The 13,246-nt window shown below is 66.9% G+C and carries 16 protein-coding genes; 12 read left to right on the top strand and 4 right to left on the bottom strand.

Going from position 1 to position 13,246, the window contains the following annotated elements:
* Positions 1–149: 149 nt before the first annotated feature.
* The 3 genes from ACGTNG_RS14150 (at position 150) to ACGTNG_RS14140 (ending at position 2,612) form a co-directional block, all read left to right on the top strand.
* Complete coding sequence (locus ACGTNG_RS14150) at positions 150–587, top strand: nucleoside deaminase (protein WP_394797161.1); 438 nt, start codon at positions 150–152, stop codon at positions 585–587.
* Positions 588–1,170: 583 nt separating this feature from the next.
* On the top strand, positions 1,171–1,779 hold the full coding sequence (locus tag ACGTNG_RS14145; RefSeq protein WP_394797160.1) for an EamA family transporter: 609 nt from the start codon (positions 1,171–1,173) through the stop codon (positions 1,777–1,779).
* Between the two features lie 329 nt (positions 1,780–2,108).
* Complete coding sequence (locus ACGTNG_RS14140) at positions 2,109–2,612, top strand: Hsp20/alpha crystallin family protein (protein ID WP_394797159.1); 504 nt, start codon at positions 2,109–2,111, stop codon at positions 2,610–2,612.
* A 57-nt stretch (positions 2,613–2,669) separates the two neighbouring features.
* Here the strand turns inward: ACGTNG_RS14140 and ACGTNG_RS14135 are convergent, their stop codons facing one another.
* Entirely contained in the window at positions 2,670–3,308 is a 639-nt protein-coding gene (locus ACGTNG_RS14135) for a DsbA family oxidoreductase (protein WP_394797158.1), read from the bottom strand.
* A 169-nt stretch (positions 3,309–3,477) separates the two neighbouring features.
* Between ACGTNG_RS14135 and ACGTNG_RS14130 the strand changes: the two genes are divergently transcribed.
* Positions 3,478–3,816: a zinc ribbon domain-containing protein YjdM gene (locus tag ACGTNG_RS14130; protein WP_394797157.1), complete on the top strand. Its 339-nt coding sequence runs from the start codon at positions 3,478–3,480 to the stop codon at positions 3,814–3,816.
* A 2-nt stretch (positions 3,817–3,818) separates the two neighbouring features.
* Here the strand turns inward: ACGTNG_RS14130 and ACGTNG_RS14125 are convergent, their stop codons facing one another.
* Positions 3,819–4,733: a complex I NDUFA9 subunit family protein gene (locus tag ACGTNG_RS14125; protein ID WP_394797156.1), complete on the bottom strand. Its 915-nt coding sequence runs from the start codon at positions 4,731–4,733 to the stop codon at positions 3,819–3,821.
* Positions 4,734–5,036: 303 nt separating this feature from the next.
* On the opposite strand from ACGTNG_RS14125, the gene ACGTNG_RS14120 reads away from it, so the two are divergent.
* From ACGTNG_RS14120 to ACGTNG_RS14090, 7 genes are all read left to right on the top strand, one after another.
* Positions 5,037–5,822, top strand: a complete 786-nt coding sequence (locus ACGTNG_RS14120; protein ID WP_394797155.1) for a FadR/GntR family transcriptional regulator — start codon at positions 5,037–5,039, stop codon at positions 5,820–5,822.
* Entirely contained in the window at positions 5,819–6,838 is a 1,020-nt protein-coding gene (locus ACGTNG_RS14115) for a TRAP transporter substrate-binding protein (protein ID WP_394797154.1), read from the top strand. The genes ACGTNG_RS14120 and ACGTNG_RS14115 overlap by 4 nt, the downstream gene beginning before the upstream one ends.
* Positions 6,839–6,925: 87 nt before the next feature.
* Complete coding sequence (locus tag ACGTNG_RS14110; RefSeq protein ID WP_394797153.1) at positions 6,926–7,522, top strand: TRAP transporter small permease subunit; 597 nt, start codon at positions 6,926–6,928, stop codon at positions 7,520–7,522.
* Positions 7,522–8,823 carry a TRAP transporter large permease gene (locus ACGTNG_RS14105; protein WP_394797152.1) on the top strand — a complete coding sequence of 434 codons (1,302 nt, stop codon included), beginning with the start codon at positions 7,522–7,524 and terminating at the stop codon, positions 8,821–8,823. Before ACGTNG_RS14110 ends, ACGTNG_RS14105 begins: the two co-directional genes overlap by 1 nt.
* Positions 8,824–8,875: 52 nt before the next feature.
* Positions 8,876–10,024: a galactonate dehydratase gene (gene dgoD, locus ACGTNG_RS14100; RefSeq protein ID WP_394797151.1), complete on the top strand. Its 1,149-nt coding sequence runs from the start codon at positions 8,876–8,878 to the stop codon at positions 10,022–10,024.
* Between the two features lie 4 nt (positions 10,025–10,028).
* Entirely contained in the window at positions 10,029–10,685 is a 657-nt protein-coding gene (locus tag ACGTNG_RS14095) for a 2-dehydro-3-deoxy-6-phosphogalactonate aldolase (RefSeq protein WP_394797150.1), read from the top strand.
* Entirely contained in the window at positions 10,682–11,596 is a 915-nt protein-coding gene (locus ACGTNG_RS14090) for a 2-dehydro-3-deoxygalactonokinase (protein WP_394797149.1), read from the top strand. The genes ACGTNG_RS14095 and ACGTNG_RS14090 overlap by 4 nt, the downstream gene beginning before the upstream one ends.
* A 100-nt stretch (positions 11,597–11,696) precedes the next feature.
* On the opposite strand, the gene ACGTNG_RS14085 is transcribed toward ACGTNG_RS14090, so the two are convergent.
* Together ACGTNG_RS14085 and ACGTNG_RS14080 are read right to left on the bottom strand one after the other, a co-directional pair.
* Entirely contained in the window at positions 11,697–12,179 is a 483-nt protein-coding gene (locus ACGTNG_RS14085) for a gluconokinase (RefSeq protein ID WP_394797148.1), read from the bottom strand.
* A 189-nt stretch (positions 12,180–12,368) separates the two neighbouring features.
* Positions 12,369–12,512, bottom strand: a complete 144-nt coding sequence (locus ACGTNG_RS14080) for a hypothetical protein (RefSeq protein WP_394797147.1) — start codon at positions 12,510–12,512, stop codon at positions 12,369–12,371.
* 232 nt (positions 12,513–12,744) lie between these two features.
* Here ACGTNG_RS14080 and ACGTNG_RS14075 point away from each other — a divergent pair, with 232 nt between their 5' ends.
* Positions 12,745–13,206 (top strand): SUF system Fe-S cluster assembly regulator, encoded by a 462-nt coding sequence (locus ACGTNG_RS14075; protein ID WP_394797146.1) that lies wholly within the window; start codon positions 12,745–12,747, stop codon positions 13,204–13,206.
* Positions 13,207–13,246: the final 40 nt, after the last annotated feature.

Here is a 13,246-nt window from a genome sequence, read left to right as displayed (position 1 = left end):
GCCGAGGAATGCTAGGCGGCGGCCGTCGCCATCTCGGCTATCCCGCAACGGCCGGTCGCCTGGCCGACCGGCATCAGGCTGGCGCGTTCTCGGTCGGGCGACGTAGGCTGGTGCACATTGTCATCCAGCAGCCAGCAGGAAGTCCGCCAATGAAACACTTCATGCAGGCCGCGCTCGAGGAGGCCCGTCAGGGGCTCGACGAGGGCGGCATCCCCATCGGCTCGGTACTGGTGCATCGCGGTGTCATCATCGGCCGCGGCCGCAATCGCCGCGTACAGCTGGGCAGCGCGGTGCTGCATGGCGAGATGGATGCCCTGGAGAATGCCGGGCGCCATCCCGCCGAGGTCTACCGCGAGAGCACGCTATACACCACGCTCTCGCCCTGCGCGATGTGCAGCGGTGCCATCCTGCTTTACGGCATCCCCAGGGTGGTGATCGGCGAGAACCGCAGCTTCCTGGGCGAGGAGGCGCTGCTCAGGGAGCGCGGCGTCGAAGTGGAGGTGTGGCAGGATCCCGAGTGCATCGCGCTCATGGAGGCCTTCATCGCGGCCTCGCCCGCGCTGTGGCACGAGGACATCGGCGAGTAGCACCTGCCCGTCAGGGCAGGGCCAGACGCTCTTGATCCGGGTCAAGTCGGCCGGGTGCTGCTAGCTTGGGAGGAGCTGCTTCCGGGGTGATGCCTCGATGCCGTCCAGCAGGATGCCCGGGAAATCGCGGCCGCTCGTTCGGGCATGCCCGGCGCAGGGTCTCCAGCCGCCAGGGCGCGTGCGCCCGGTATGACGCCCTTCCTGTCTACGCGGACAGACGCTGCCAGGACCTTCATCTTGTCGACTCGCCGTCTTTCCGGGCCATTCCTCCGCATACACTGTGCCCAATGAGACTTCCATTGCCGCGCGCCGTCTTCTTCGCGCTGGGCGCCGCGATGATCGGGCTCGTGGTCGTGCCAACCGAAGAGGCATTTGCTCGCGGTCTCAGTACTTCCGAACTCGTCACCGGGCGCCTCTTCTGGGCGCCGTGGCCGTCATGGGCGTCTGTCGCATGCAACGCGGCAGGGCGTCTGGCCGGCGAACCCCTCGGGACCATCTCGCGCTACTGCGTAACGGCCTGCTCATCGGGTGGGCGACCATTTTCCTGTACAGCCTGGCGCTCGAGACCAACGACGTGACCCCCGTGATCATCACCCTGGTCGGCACGTCTGCGGTCGTCGGTTTCCTGGTGGAGACCTCCGGGCGTCTGCGCCTCGAGCATGTCTTCATTCTCACCTCTGTTCTGGTGGCGCTGATCGCCACGGTGCTGTCGGCGCACAACGCCCATGCACAGGTCTCCTGGACGCTCTGGGCCGCCGTGGTGAGTGGTGCGATCTACGGCCTGCTACCTGTGCTGCTGAGAAGTTGGCAGGCTGCCGACGACCTGACTTCCGTTGGCTGGTACCTCGCCTACGGGTGCATCATCGCCGCCACCCTCGCGCTGCTCACCACCGATACAACGATCTCGGCCTTGCTGGAAGCCGCCGGGAACGGAGATGTCATCCTTGCTGGCGTGGTGGGCACCGGCTTGGGTTACACGCTCCTCCAGCTCGGTGTGGCGCAAGGCGATGGCGGCGAGTCGCTGAGTCCCGGGGTGGCGGGCGTTCTTTACGGCTTCGAGCCGATCACGGCAATAATCGCGGCGGCGCTCTGGCTGCGACAGCCGATCTCGCCCGAGACGATCTTCTTCAGCGGCGCCTTCCTGATGCTGGCGTTCTCGGCAGGATCGGTCCTCAAGGCGAAAACGCCATGAACCCTGGCCGTTTGATGGTCATGCCGATGCCCCGACGCCTCGCCGTCGTCGGGGCTGTTCAGGCATCGCTGGTCGCGGCAACCCGCTAACGGACCACGGGTCCCGTCCCTCGGGCCCAGGGAGGCACTCCCTGGTGGCCTGCTCCTGGCTGCATGGCGGCCCCGGGGAGTGGCGATTCGCCTTTGATATGGATCAACGCGGGGAAGCAGGGCGAGGCTATATTTATTGTTGGCGAGCCCTCACCGGCGAGCGTGCCGGTTACTCCCGGCGTGTTCTCTCCGGCTTCCCCGCTCGCTCCCCACAAGATTCGATCACGAGGAGTCATCGTCATGGCCAAGAAAGCACCCAAGGAGGTTCCGGTCTCGAGCGAGTCGTCTGCCCAGCCGTCGGAATCCCGGGGGATGAGCCCGTTTCGCGAATTCGATCGGCTGCTCGACAGCTTCTTCGATCGGGGCCGCATGCCATCGCGCTGGGAGCATCCCCTCTGGGAGCGCTTCGCCGCCTTCGAGAAGGGCATGCCCAAGGTCGATGTCATCGATCGAGACGCCGAGGTGGTGGTGCGTGCCGAGGCCCCGGGCTTCGAGCGCGAGGAGCTCGATGTCTCGGTGACCGACGGCGCGGTGACCATCAAGGGCGACCACCGTGAGGAGAGCAAGCAGGAGGAGGGCGAGTACTTTCGCTCCGAGATCTCCCGCGGCTCCTTCACCCGCACCGTGCCCCTGCCCGGCGAGGTCGATACCGACAAGGCCGAGGCCAGCTTCAAGAACGGTGTCCTGGAGCTGACGCTGCCGAAGCTCAAGCGCGCCAACCGCCGCAAGGTCGAGGTCAAGTAGCCCGGGGCCGAGCGTGCCCTACTCCATTCGATCAGCCCATCAGGTCAGCACATAAGGTCAGCCCATCAGGTCGCGCAGCCGCTCCACGGCCAGGAACAGCTGTCGCCGCGGCTGCGCGCCTTCGAGTACCCCGGCGTGCTCGCCATCCAGCGAGAAGCGCAGCCCCGGCACGCCGCCGATGCCGAGCTCCCCGGCGAGGCGTTGATCGGCCAGCACCTGCTCGCGGTAGTCGCCCGCGGCGAGCGCCCCGTGCAGGGCCGTGCCGTCGAGAGCCAGGTCGTCGGCGACCCCAGCTAGGGTCTCGGGGTCGGCCAGGTCCAGGCTCTCCTCGAAGAAGCCGCGAAACAGCGCCGTGCGCATCGCCGCGCCGGCATCTGGGCGCTCATGGGCCTGATCGACGGCCCAGGCGCTGGCCTCGTGGGCGAGCCGCGAGCGAGGCTGCCGGCGGGGCAGGCGCAGGGTCATGCCGCGCTCCGCCGCCATGGGGAAGACGGCCCGTTCCCAGACATCTTGCAGGTAGTCGCCATCGGGGTCGAGGGTCGGCTCGGGCGCGGGGCGCAGCTCGAACGCGCGCCAGTGGATCGCCACCTCGCCCGCGAAGCGCTCGGCCAGGGCATCGAGCTCCGGCGCCTCCAGGTAGCAGAACGGACAGACATAGTCGCTGAAGACATCGAGGGTGATGCGCGGTGGGGTCATCGGGGCCTCCTGTGGCGATGTGGCAAGGCCCACTAGGGTAACAGCGAGCGGGCGGCCGAGCTTGGGGTCAGGGGATCGTCGCCCGGGACCGCGACAAGGTGTCGACTGGAGCGGCGCGGGCGCCGGGTGTAGGCTTGCCGCCTTTCTCTTCATGCACAGGACATCTTCGATGAGCGATCTGCCCAACTGCCCCGAGTGCGGCTCCGAGTTCACCTACGACGACGGCATGCAGTACGTCTGTCCGGAGTGCGGCCATGAGTGGTCGAAGGACGCCGCGGCGGCGAGCGAAGAGGCGGCGGTGATCCGCGATGCCAACGGCAACCCGCTGGCCGACGGTGACACCGTGACCGTGATCAAGGACCTCAAGATCAAGGGCTCCTCCTCGGTGGTGAAGGTCGGCACCAAGGTCAAGAACATCCGCCTGGTCGACGGGGATCACGACATCGACTGCAAGATCGACGGCATCGGGCCGATGAAGCTCAAGTCGGAGTTCGTCAAGAAGGCCTGAGGTCAGTCCCGGATAGACGCTCTCGGCAGGCAGTTCGGCAGGCTCTCGCGCAGCGAGTGGGGCAGGATTTTCAGGTCGCGAAAGCCGCCGACATCCTCGTCGGCGACGTTGTCGGCCTGCATCAGGATCACCTGATCGAGGGTCAGCGGCGCCCCGGGGAGTCGGTGGGCGAGGGCAGCGATGAGCCGCCACGCCAGGAAGGGCAGCGGTACCAGGGGGCGCGAACGCTCGAGGTGGGCGAGCAGCGTCTCGAGGATCTCGCGGTAGCTCATCACCTCGGGGCCGCCGAGCTCGAAGAGGCATCGCGGGCTCGCGTGCCGACCGGTGAGCTGGGCGATGGCCCGGGCGACGTCATGGACGTGCACCGGCTGCAGCCGGGTCATGCCGCGGCCGAACAGCGGAATCACCGGCAGCCGGGTAAGGCCCTCGAGGCCCGAGAGGAAGGCATCGTGCGGTCCGAACAGCACGCTGGGGCGCACGATGATCGCCTTGGGCATGGCGTCGAGCACCGCCGTCTCTCCCCGGGCCCGGGCCCGCACATAGGCCGAGGGCGAGTCGGGGGAGACGCCGATGCCCGAGACCTGCACCAGCCTGGCGATGTCCGCCGCCCGGGCCAGGCGGGCCAGCCGGCCGGCTCCCGCGACGTGGATCGCCTCGAAGCTTAGTTCTCGCGTCTCCACGTAGAGGCTGACGGCGTTGATCGCGGCGCTGGCACCCGCCAGCGCCGCGTTCACGCTCGCCTCGTCACGCAGGTCGGCGGTGGCGAGCTCGATGAGGTCGCCCTCTTCGGCCCAGGCGGGCAGCGCCGGATGGCGGGCGGCGATGCGCACCGCCCGGCCGGTCTCCACCAGTTCCCGAACGATGGCGTCACCGAGAAAGCCGGTGCCGCCGAAGACCGCGATCGGTTTGTCGGGCATGCAGAGTCTCCCGCCGGAGTAGCCATGTCATCGCCTGGTGCCCAGCAACGGCCCGGGCTGTCACAAGATCAGGCGTCCACGAGGATACCCTGAAGCGGTGGCCCTGCCCACCGGGCCCCGGCCGTGGAGGGCCTATCAGCGGGGCCCCGCGAAGGCGTCATGGTGGAGGTGGCTGACACGCGCCAGGCCGGACCCTCCCGGGGAGACCAAAGTCTAAAGGCATTAAGTCCGAATTTGCTCGACCCTATGTCCGACATAAACAACATAGGGTCCGACAAGGACCGCGATCTGCGAAGGCTCTCCATGTCCCAAGCACCTGATAGCTCCCGTCGCGTGACGCGACCCGACATCGCCGACTTCCTTGCCGAGGCCATCTTTGGCGGGGAATACGCGCCGGGCGAGTTCGTGCCCAAGGAGCTGGATCTCTGCGAGCGCTTCGGCGTCAGCCGCAGCACGGTGCGCAGCGCCCTCCAGACCCTGGTGGCGGCGGGGCTGCTGACCCGGATCTCGGGGCAGGGCACCCGGGTGCGCCCCCTGGAGGAGTGGCACCTGCTCGATCCGCGGGTCAGTGGCTGGATGGCGCGCTTCGCCGAGCCCAACCCGCGCATCCAGCGCGAGATCTTCGCCTTCCGGGTCGCCGTGGAGCCCTTCGTCGCCCGCCTGGCCGCCGAGAACGCCACCGCGGCGGACCTGCTGGCCATCGAGTCCGCCTATGACGGCATGATCCGGGCCCTGGAGCAGGATGACCTGCGCTGGCAGGGGCTGTCCCACGACGAGCACGACGTGGCTTTCCACGAGGCCATCTTCGCGGCGTCGCATAACCTGGTCTGGGCGCAGATCAGCCATGTGCTCAAGCCCGCCATCGCGCTGCTGGTGGAGCGCTCCAATCACAGCGCCGACGAGCTGAACGACAGCATGGAACGCCATCGCCGGGTGATGGAGGCGATTCGCCTGCGTCAGCCGGAGCAGGCCGCCGCGGCGGCGCTCACGGTGCTGGAACGCACCGGCCGGGATCTGGGCCTGGAAGGCCTGATGCCCTCCCTTTCCACCCTCGATGTCCCAACAACAAGCGATAAGGAAGCTTCATGATATTCGATACGCCTCTCAAGACCTTGACCGTCGCCGTCCTCGGCGCCATGGCCTTCAATGCCCAGGCCGCCGAGTACGAGTGGACCTTCCAGACCTCCGAGACCGCGGGGGAGCCGCAGTTCGAGATGAAGAAGGCCTGGGCGGACAACGTCGAGCAGATGTCCGACGGCAGCATCGCCATCGAGATCCTGCCGGTGGGCGCCGTGGTCCAGGCCAACCAGACCCTGCAGGCCGTCGAGTCCGGCATCCTGCAGGGCCACATGACCGACCCCAGCTACTTCACTGGGCGCGATCCGGCCTTCGGCATGATCGGCAACCTGGTCGGCGCCTGGAGCGATCCTTATGATTTCCTCGACTACATGAACAACGCCGGGGGCGAGGAGCTCTACAACAAGCTGGTCGAGCCCTATGGCCTGCACCTGATCGGTGCCGCCGCCACCGGCCTGGAGTCGCTGCCGTCCACCAAGCCGATCCGCTCGGTCGAGGACATGCAGGGCCTCAAGCTGCGTGCCCCGGAAGGCATGGTTTACAACATCTTCGAGGCGGCCGGCGCCACCCCGGTCAACCTGCCGGGCTCCGAGGTCTACACCGGCCTGGAGAAGGGCGTGATCGACGCCGCCGACTACACGGTGTTCGCCACCAACCAGGCCCAGGGGCTGCACGAGTTCGCGCCCTATCCGCTGTATCCCGGCTTCCACTCCCTGCCGATGGTCTCGGTCTCCCTGAACAAGGAGATCTGGGACGGCCTGCCGGCGGATCTTCAGGCGATCCTCGAGACCTCCGTGGACGACCTGGCCTACGAGATGGTCGCCGAGCTCAAGACTCGCGACCTGGAGGCCGTGCGTGAAGCGCGCCAGGACCCGGACATCGAGATCATCGACCTGCCGGCGGAGGAGCGCACCAAGTTCCGCAACATCGCCAAGAAAGAGTGGGAGACCTGGTCCGAGAAGAACGAGATCACCGCCGAGTTCTACGAGTCGGTGGTGGCCTACCTGGAAAACCACAACCTGCTGTAAGCCTCCCGGCCGGCGGACTCCGCCGGCCGGCTGTCACGCCCCGGGCCATCCGCGCGGATGGCCCACCCCTTTCGTTGAGGAAGTCTCATGACTCGAGAGTCTCGTCGCCCGGAGGGCGGCTCGGCCTCTGACGAGGTTGCCCCCGCCGACCCGGTGCGTAATGCCTTCGATCGCGGCGTCATGGCCTGTGGCCGCCTGGCGGCCTGGCTGGTGTTCGTCGCCATGGTCATCAGTGTCTTCGAGGTCATCATGCGCTACGCCTTCGGCTCGCCGACCTCCTGGGTCCACGAGAGCGTGGTCATGCTGGTGGCGGTGAGCTTCGCCCTGGGTGGCCCCGCGGCCCTGGCCTGCAACAGGCATATCCGGGTGCGGGTGCTCTACGACAGCGTCGGGCCCAAGGCCAAGCTGTGGCTCGACCGCTTCAATGACCTGGTGACCTTCCTGTTCTGCCTGGGGATGACCTACGCGGCCACGGTGATGTTCTGGGACGCCTCCCACAATCCGCTGGGCGAGTGGCAGCTGGAGCGCTCCGGCACCGCCTGGAACCCGCCCATCCCGGCCCTGGTGAAGGGCATGATCCTGGTGGCCCTGGCGATCATGTGCGTGCAGGCGCTGCTGCACCTGGGGCAGTCGCTGCGCGGCAAGCCGGCCCCCGACCCCGATGACATGGAGGGCACCGCCTGATGGATATCGCCAACGGAACCCTGCTGCTGGTGGGGCTGATCTTCGCGCTGCTGGTCACCGGCCTGCCGCTGGCCTTCATCACCGGCCTGGTGGCGCTCGCCTTCACTTTCGGCTGGTTCGGCCCCGACGCCCTGCCGCTGGTCACCAGCCGGGTCTACGGCTTCGTCACCGAGTACTCGCTGGTGGCGGTGCCGATGTTCGTGCTGATGGCCTCGCTGCTCGACCGCTCGGGGATCGCCAAGGACCTGTTCAACGCCATGCGCGTGTTCGCCGGCCGGCTGCCCGGCGGCGTGGCGGTGCAGACCATCGTGGTGGCCTTCTTCCTGGCTGCGCTGTCGGGAATCATCGGCGGCGAGATCGTGCTGCTGGGCATCCTGGCGCTGCCGCAGATGCTGCGCCTGGGCTACGACAAGCACCTGTCGATCGGCGTGGTCTGCGCCGGCGGGGCGCTCGGCACCATGATGCCGCCGTCCATCGTGCTGATCATCTACGGCCTGATCGCCTCAGAGTCGATTGCCGACCTGTTCACCGCAGCGATCACCCCGGCGGTGATCCTGATGCTCTCCTACATCGGCTACGTGCTGGTGCGCTGCCTGAAGAACCCCGAGATGGGCCCGCCGATGACCGACGCCGACCGCGAGGAAGGCTTCGCCAACCGCGGCCAGGCCCTCAAGGCGATCATCGTCCCGGGGCTGATCGCGGTACTGGTGCTGGGCTCGATCTACGGCGGCGTGGCCTCGGTCACCGAGGCGGCGGCGATGGGCGTGTTCGGCGTGCTGCTGGCGGTGGTCGCGCGTGGCGAGTTCTCGCTGAAGACCATGCACGAGAGCCTCGGCCAGACGCTGGTCACCTGCGGCATGATCATCTGGATCGGCATCGGCGCGGCGGCGCTGGTCGGGGTCTACAACCTGATGGGCGGCAACCGCTTCATCTCGGGCATGATCATGGGCCTCGACGTGGCGCCCATCGTGATCATCCTGGTGATGATGGCGATCCTGCTGGTGCTGGGCATGTTCCTCGACTGGATCGGCGTGGCGATGCTGACCCTACCGATCTTCGTGCCGATCGTCGAGCAGCTGGGCTACAGCCCGATCTGGTTCGGCATCCTGTTCGCCGTGAACATGCAGGTGTCCTTCCTGTCGCCGCCCTTCGGCCCGGCGGCCTTCTACCTCAAGGGGGTGGCCCCGCCGAGCGTCAGCCTCAAGGACATCTTCGTTGCCGTGCTGCCGTTCATTGCCCTGCAGCTCTGCGTGCTCTTCACGCTGCTGTTCTGGCCCGACCTGGCCATGTGGCTGGTGTGATCTCGCGCCGGCTGCGCCCGGCGCGTCTCCCTAGATTCCCGAGAGGTTCACCGTGAAGATTACCCGATTGAAGACCTGGCAGGTGCCTCCCCGGTGGCTGTTCCTCAAGATCGAGACCGACGAGGGCGCCTACGGCTGGGGCGAGCCTGTCATCGAGGGTCGAGCGGCTACCGTCGAGGCGGCGGTTCATGAGTTCGCCGATTACCTGGTTGGCCAGGACCCGCACCGCATCGAGCACCTGTGGAATACCCTCTACCGGGCCGGCTTCTACCGCGGGGGGCCCATCCTGATGAGCGCCATCGCCGGCATCGATCAGGCGCTGTGGGACCTCAAGGGGCGCGACCTGGGGGTGCCCGTCCACCAGCTGCTGGGGGGGAGGGTCCGCGACCGGATGCGCATGTATGCCTGGACCGGCGGTGACCGTCCTCAGGATGTAGGGGCTGGCGCCAGGGCGCTGGTCGACAAGGGATTTACGGCCTTCAAGATGAACGGCACCCCGGAGCTGGCGATCGTCGACTCCCATCGCAAGGTCGACGAGGCCGTGGCCCGGGTGGCCGAGGCTCGTGACGCCGTGGGGCCGGACGTGGGTATCGGCATCGACTTTCACGGCCGGGTCCATCGGCCCATGGCCAAGGCGTTGCTTCGCGAGCTGGAGTCCTTCCATCCGATGTTCGTCGAGGAGCCGGTAGCACCGGAACACCTGCCCAGCCTCAAGCACATCGCCGGCGGCCTGGGCTATCCGCTCGCCACCGGCGAGCGCCTGCATACCCGGTTCGAATTCCGGGACCTGCTGGCCGACGGCATGGTAGATATCGTCCAGCCTGACCTGTCGCACTGCGGCGGCATCAGTGAGGGGCTGAAGATCGCATCGCTGGCCTCCTGTCATGACGTCGCGCTGGCGCCGCACTGTCCGCTGGGCCCCCTGACCCTGGCCGCTTCCCTGCACCTGGATGCGGTGAGCCACAATGCCTTCATCCAGGAGCAGAGCATGGGGATCCACTACAACCGCGACAACGACGTACTCGACTATCTGGTGGACACGTCGGCACTGGCCATCGAGGACGGCTTCTGCGGGATTCCCGAGGGGCCGGGGCTGGGAGTCGAGATCGACGAGGCCTTCGTTGAGGAGCGCGCCAGGGTCGGCCACCGTTGGCGCAACCCGGTGTGGACCCACGAAGACGGCTCGATTGCCGAATGGTGACCCCATGAACGAACATCAACGCGAGGTCCTCGACGAGGCCCTGGCCACCCGGCCGCTGGTGGCCATCCTGCGCGGTATCACCCCCGGTGAGGTGGAGTCCGTGGTCGACGCCCTGGTGGCGGCGGGCTTCAGGCTGATCGAGATTCCACTCAACTCCCCCGATCCCTGGACGAGCATCGCACGGTCGGTGGCGCGCTGCCCGGCGGATGTTCTGGTGGGAGCCGGCACGGTGCTCGAGTCTACGGATGCCGGTCGCCTGGCCGCCTTGGGCGCGCCGCTGATGGTCACTCCCAACAGCGACCCGGAGGTGGTCGCCGCCGGGGTGGCGCAGGACCTCGCCCCGCTGATCGGCTGCATGACGCCCAGCGAGGCACTGAGCGCGGCCCGTGCCGGGGCGCGTGCCCTCAAGCTGTTCCCGGCGGCTCGGCTAGGCACCGGCTACTGGCAGGACATTCGCACCATCCTGCCGCCAGGGCTGCCGGTGCTCGCCGTGGGCGGCATCGAACGTGCCAACATGGCCGAGTGGCATGCCGCAGGCATCGGCGGTTTCGGCTTCGGCGGCAACCTCTACAAGCCGGGGCGTTCAGCGGACGAGGTAGGACGCATCGCTCGGGATCTCGTGGCCGAGTGGCAGTGCCTGCAGGAAGGAGACATATCATGAGTGCCCACCCCCTGATTGCCGTGGACTGGGGGACCAGCAACTTCCGCGCCTTCTTGGTGGACCGCGTCAGCGGCGAGTGTCTGGACAGCCGCCGTTCGGAGGTCGGCCTGCGAGCCCTGAGTGCGGGGGAATTTCCCCACTACTGCGCCTCCCAGGTGAAGGACTGGCGGGATGGTGGCCGGGTGCCGGTCTACCTCTCGGGGATGGTCGGCTCGGGCCGCGGGTGGTGTGAGGCGCCCCAGCTTCAGGTACCAGCCGGGCTCGATGACCTCGTGACCCGGCTGATGCCGGCGCCGGGGCTGGCTTCGGCGTGGATCGTGCCGGGGCTCAAGACGGTGAGCGAGGCCCATGTCGACGTGATGCGCGGCGAGGAGATCCAGGCCCTCGGTGCCATGGCGCACCAGGGCCTCGCTGATGGCATCTGCTGCCTGCCGGGCACTCACAGCAAGTGGGCGCGCCTCTCGGCCGGTCGCCTGGTCGACTTCACTACCGCCATGACCGGCGAGCTCTATCATGCGGTGCGTTTCCACACGCTCGTCGGCGAGCCCGCGCGTGACAGCGGGGAAATCGACGAGGCTGGCTTTCGCCAGGGGCTGGAGGCTGCCCGCCATCCTGCCGGTGTGCTGCATGCCCTTTTCGAGGCCCGCAGTCGCCATCTATATGGCGGACTCGAGGGTGCGTCGGTCGCCGGTTTCATCTCCGGGGTACTGATCGGCAGCGAGATCCTCGCCCAGGCCTCCCTGTGGCGCCGCCAGGAGGTGACACTGGTCGGTTCGGCGACCATGAATGCCTGGTATCGGATCGCTCTCGAAGAGCAGGGTGTCACGGTCGTCGAGGTGAAAAGTGATGCAGCGACCTTGTCGGGAATCAAGGCGCTTGCCGATCGGCATGAGGCGATGAATCCCGCCTAGAATTTAGGTGCCTTTTTCACGATAAGTGACGAGCCTTGCGAGTATGAAGAAAGCGGCGCTAAGGCGCCGCTTTCTTCATGCTCATGGTCGGATGTTCCGGTCATGACGATCGTAGGTTAGTCGCGAAAGTCTCGACGATTTCCCTCGGTGTCGAACGGATGTTGCAGTGAAAGGCCTCCGTCTCGTCGGGGACCTCGAGGGTCGCCAGCTGATTGTCGAGCATGTGCGCACCGGCGAAGAAGTGATCATCCCGCGCATCGAGTCGCTCGAGCAAGAGTCTGCGGCTGCCATGGAGATAGAGGATGTCCAGGTCGGGCGCCCCCTGGCGGAGGAGGTCTCGGTAATGCCGCTTGAGGGCCGAGCAGCCGATGACCAGCGATCGACCCTCGCTCCGATAGCGACGATAGAGGTGGCTGAGGGTTTGCAGCCAGGCGGCACGGTCGTCATCATTGAGCGGCTCGCCGCGGGCCATCTTGGCGATATTGTCGGCGCTATGATGATCGTCGGCATCGATGAAGGTGGCGTCGATGGCCGCGGCAACTTGGCGTCCTATGTGAGACTTTCCCGAGCCGGAGACCCCCATGACGAGGATGCTTTTCGTGGAAATGTTCATGAGAGGATCTTCTTTATTTTAACGTCCATTGGATGGACATGATTCTAGCATTTTCTTGCCGAGGGAAAGAGGTTGTTTGGAAAAATTTACGCCTGTTGGGCCTGGCCGGGAGGCAGAATGGCGCCCGCCGGTCGGGTCCCGTAAAGGTGGCGGGGATGCTCAGTAGCGGGGTGAGTCATCGTCGGGCGGATTATCCGCCGACGAGCGGCCGATCGCGCGCTTTACCAAGTGAAACACCAGCCAGTGCAGGGCGGCCAGTACCGCCAGCGCCGCGCCGATCAGCAGCATGAAGGACGTCGTCATCGTGTCGGCCTCGAGGGGGATCAACGACATGCTACCGAGGCGGGGCGTCGCTGGAAAGATCGGTCATGGATCAAATGAGAATGATTGGCATTATTGTGCGAATGGCGGCGAACGTGCCGCGATCCTGTCGGTTCTGGCGCATCCCTGGCGGCGGGGCTTCACATCAAATTCATACAGGACTAAACTGGTCCCCAATCGAACATGAGGGGGTCGAACCCCGGGGAGTCAGGCCTTGCTGAAGCTTTCCAGACTGACCGACTACGCGGCGGTGGTGATGGCGCAGATCGCCCGGCACCCCGAGCAGCCCCATGCCGCGGCAGAGCTCGCCGAGGCGGTCCAGCTGCCGCATCCCACGGTCAGCAAGACGCTGAAGATGCTGGTGCGCGCCGGGCTGCTGGAGTCGCGACGCGGCGCCCAGGGCGGCTACTCGCTGGCGCGTCCGGCCTCCCGGATCACCGCCAGCGACATCATCTCGGCCATCGAGGGGCCCGTGGCCATGACCGAGTGCAGCCAGGCCGGCGGCGACTGTGACCTGGCCGCCACCTGCGGGGTCGCCGACAACTGGCAGCGCGTCTCGCTGGCCATTCGCACCCTGCTCGACAGCGTCACCCTGGCCCACCTGGCCGACACCAATCCGATCAAGCTGCCGGTGCAGCTGCCCATTCAGAGCGTGAGTCTGGCCGCCGAGGCCTGACGCACTCGAGTATTTCACTACCCGAGGCGAGCCAGCGCTC

It is taken from the genome of Halomonas sp. B23F22_3 (genome assembly GCF_043496965.1).
In the GTDB taxonomy this organism is placed as follows: Bacteria; Pseudomonadota; Gammaproteobacteria; order Pseudomonadales; family Halomonadaceae; genus Halomonas.
Note: the sequence above shows the minus strand (reverse complement) of the source record. Positions and strands in the feature narration are given on the sequence as shown.

What these genes read in the sequence shown, in the direction of transcription:
- ACGTNG_RS14150 (WP_394797161.1), top strand. Translation starts at nt 150, where the DNA reads ATGAAACACTTCATGCAGGCCGCGCTCGAGGAGGCCCGTCAGGGGCTC.
- ACGTNG_RS14140 (WP_394797159.1), top strand. Translation starts at nt 2,109, where the DNA reads ATGGCCAAGAAAGCACCCAAGGAGGTTCCGGTCTCGAGCGAGTCGTCT.
- ACGTNG_RS14135 (WP_394797158.1), bottom strand. Translation starts at nt 3,308, where the DNA reads ATGACCCCACCGCGCATCACCCTCGATGTCTTCAGCGACTATGTCTGT.
- ACGTNG_RS14130 (WP_394797157.1), top strand. Translation starts at nt 3,478, where the DNA reads ATGAGCGATCTGCCCAACTGCCCCGAGTGCGGCTCCGAGTTCACCTAC.
- ACGTNG_RS14125 (WP_394797156.1), bottom strand. Translation starts at nt 4,733, where the DNA reads ATGCCCGACAAACCGATCGCGGTCTTCGGCGGCACCGGCTTTCTCGGT.
- ACGTNG_RS14120 (WP_394797155.1), top strand. Translation starts at nt 5,037, where the DNA reads ATGTCCCAAGCACCTGATAGCTCCCGTCGCGTGACGCGACCCGACATC.
- ACGTNG_RS14115 (WP_394797154.1), top strand. Translation starts at nt 5,819, where the DNA reads ATGATATTCGATACGCCTCTCAAGACCTTGACCGTCGCCGTCCTCGGC.
- ACGTNG_RS14110 (WP_394797153.1), top strand. Translation starts at nt 6,926, where the DNA reads ATGACTCGAGAGTCTCGTCGCCCGGAGGGCGGCTCGGCCTCTGACGAG.
- ACGTNG_RS14105 (WP_394797152.1), top strand. Translation starts at nt 7,522, where the DNA reads ATGGATATCGCCAACGGAACCCTGCTGCTGGTGGGGCTGATCTTCGCG.
- ACGTNG_RS14095 (WP_394797150.1), top strand. Translation starts at nt 10,029, where the DNA reads ATGAACGAACATCAACGCGAGGTCCTCGACGAGGCCCTGGCCACCCGG.
- ACGTNG_RS14090 (WP_394797149.1), top strand. Translation starts at nt 10,682, where the DNA reads ATGAGTGCCCACCCCCTGATTGCCGTGGACTGGGGGACCAGCAACTTC.
- ACGTNG_RS14085 (WP_394797148.1), bottom strand. Translation starts at nt 12,179, where the DNA reads ATGGGGGTCTCCGGCTCGGGAAAGTCTCACATAGGACGCCAAGTTGCC.
- ACGTNG_RS14080 (WP_394797147.1), bottom strand. Translation starts at nt 12,512, where the DNA reads ATGACGACGTCCTTCATGCTGCTGATCGGCGCGGCGCTGGCGGTACTG.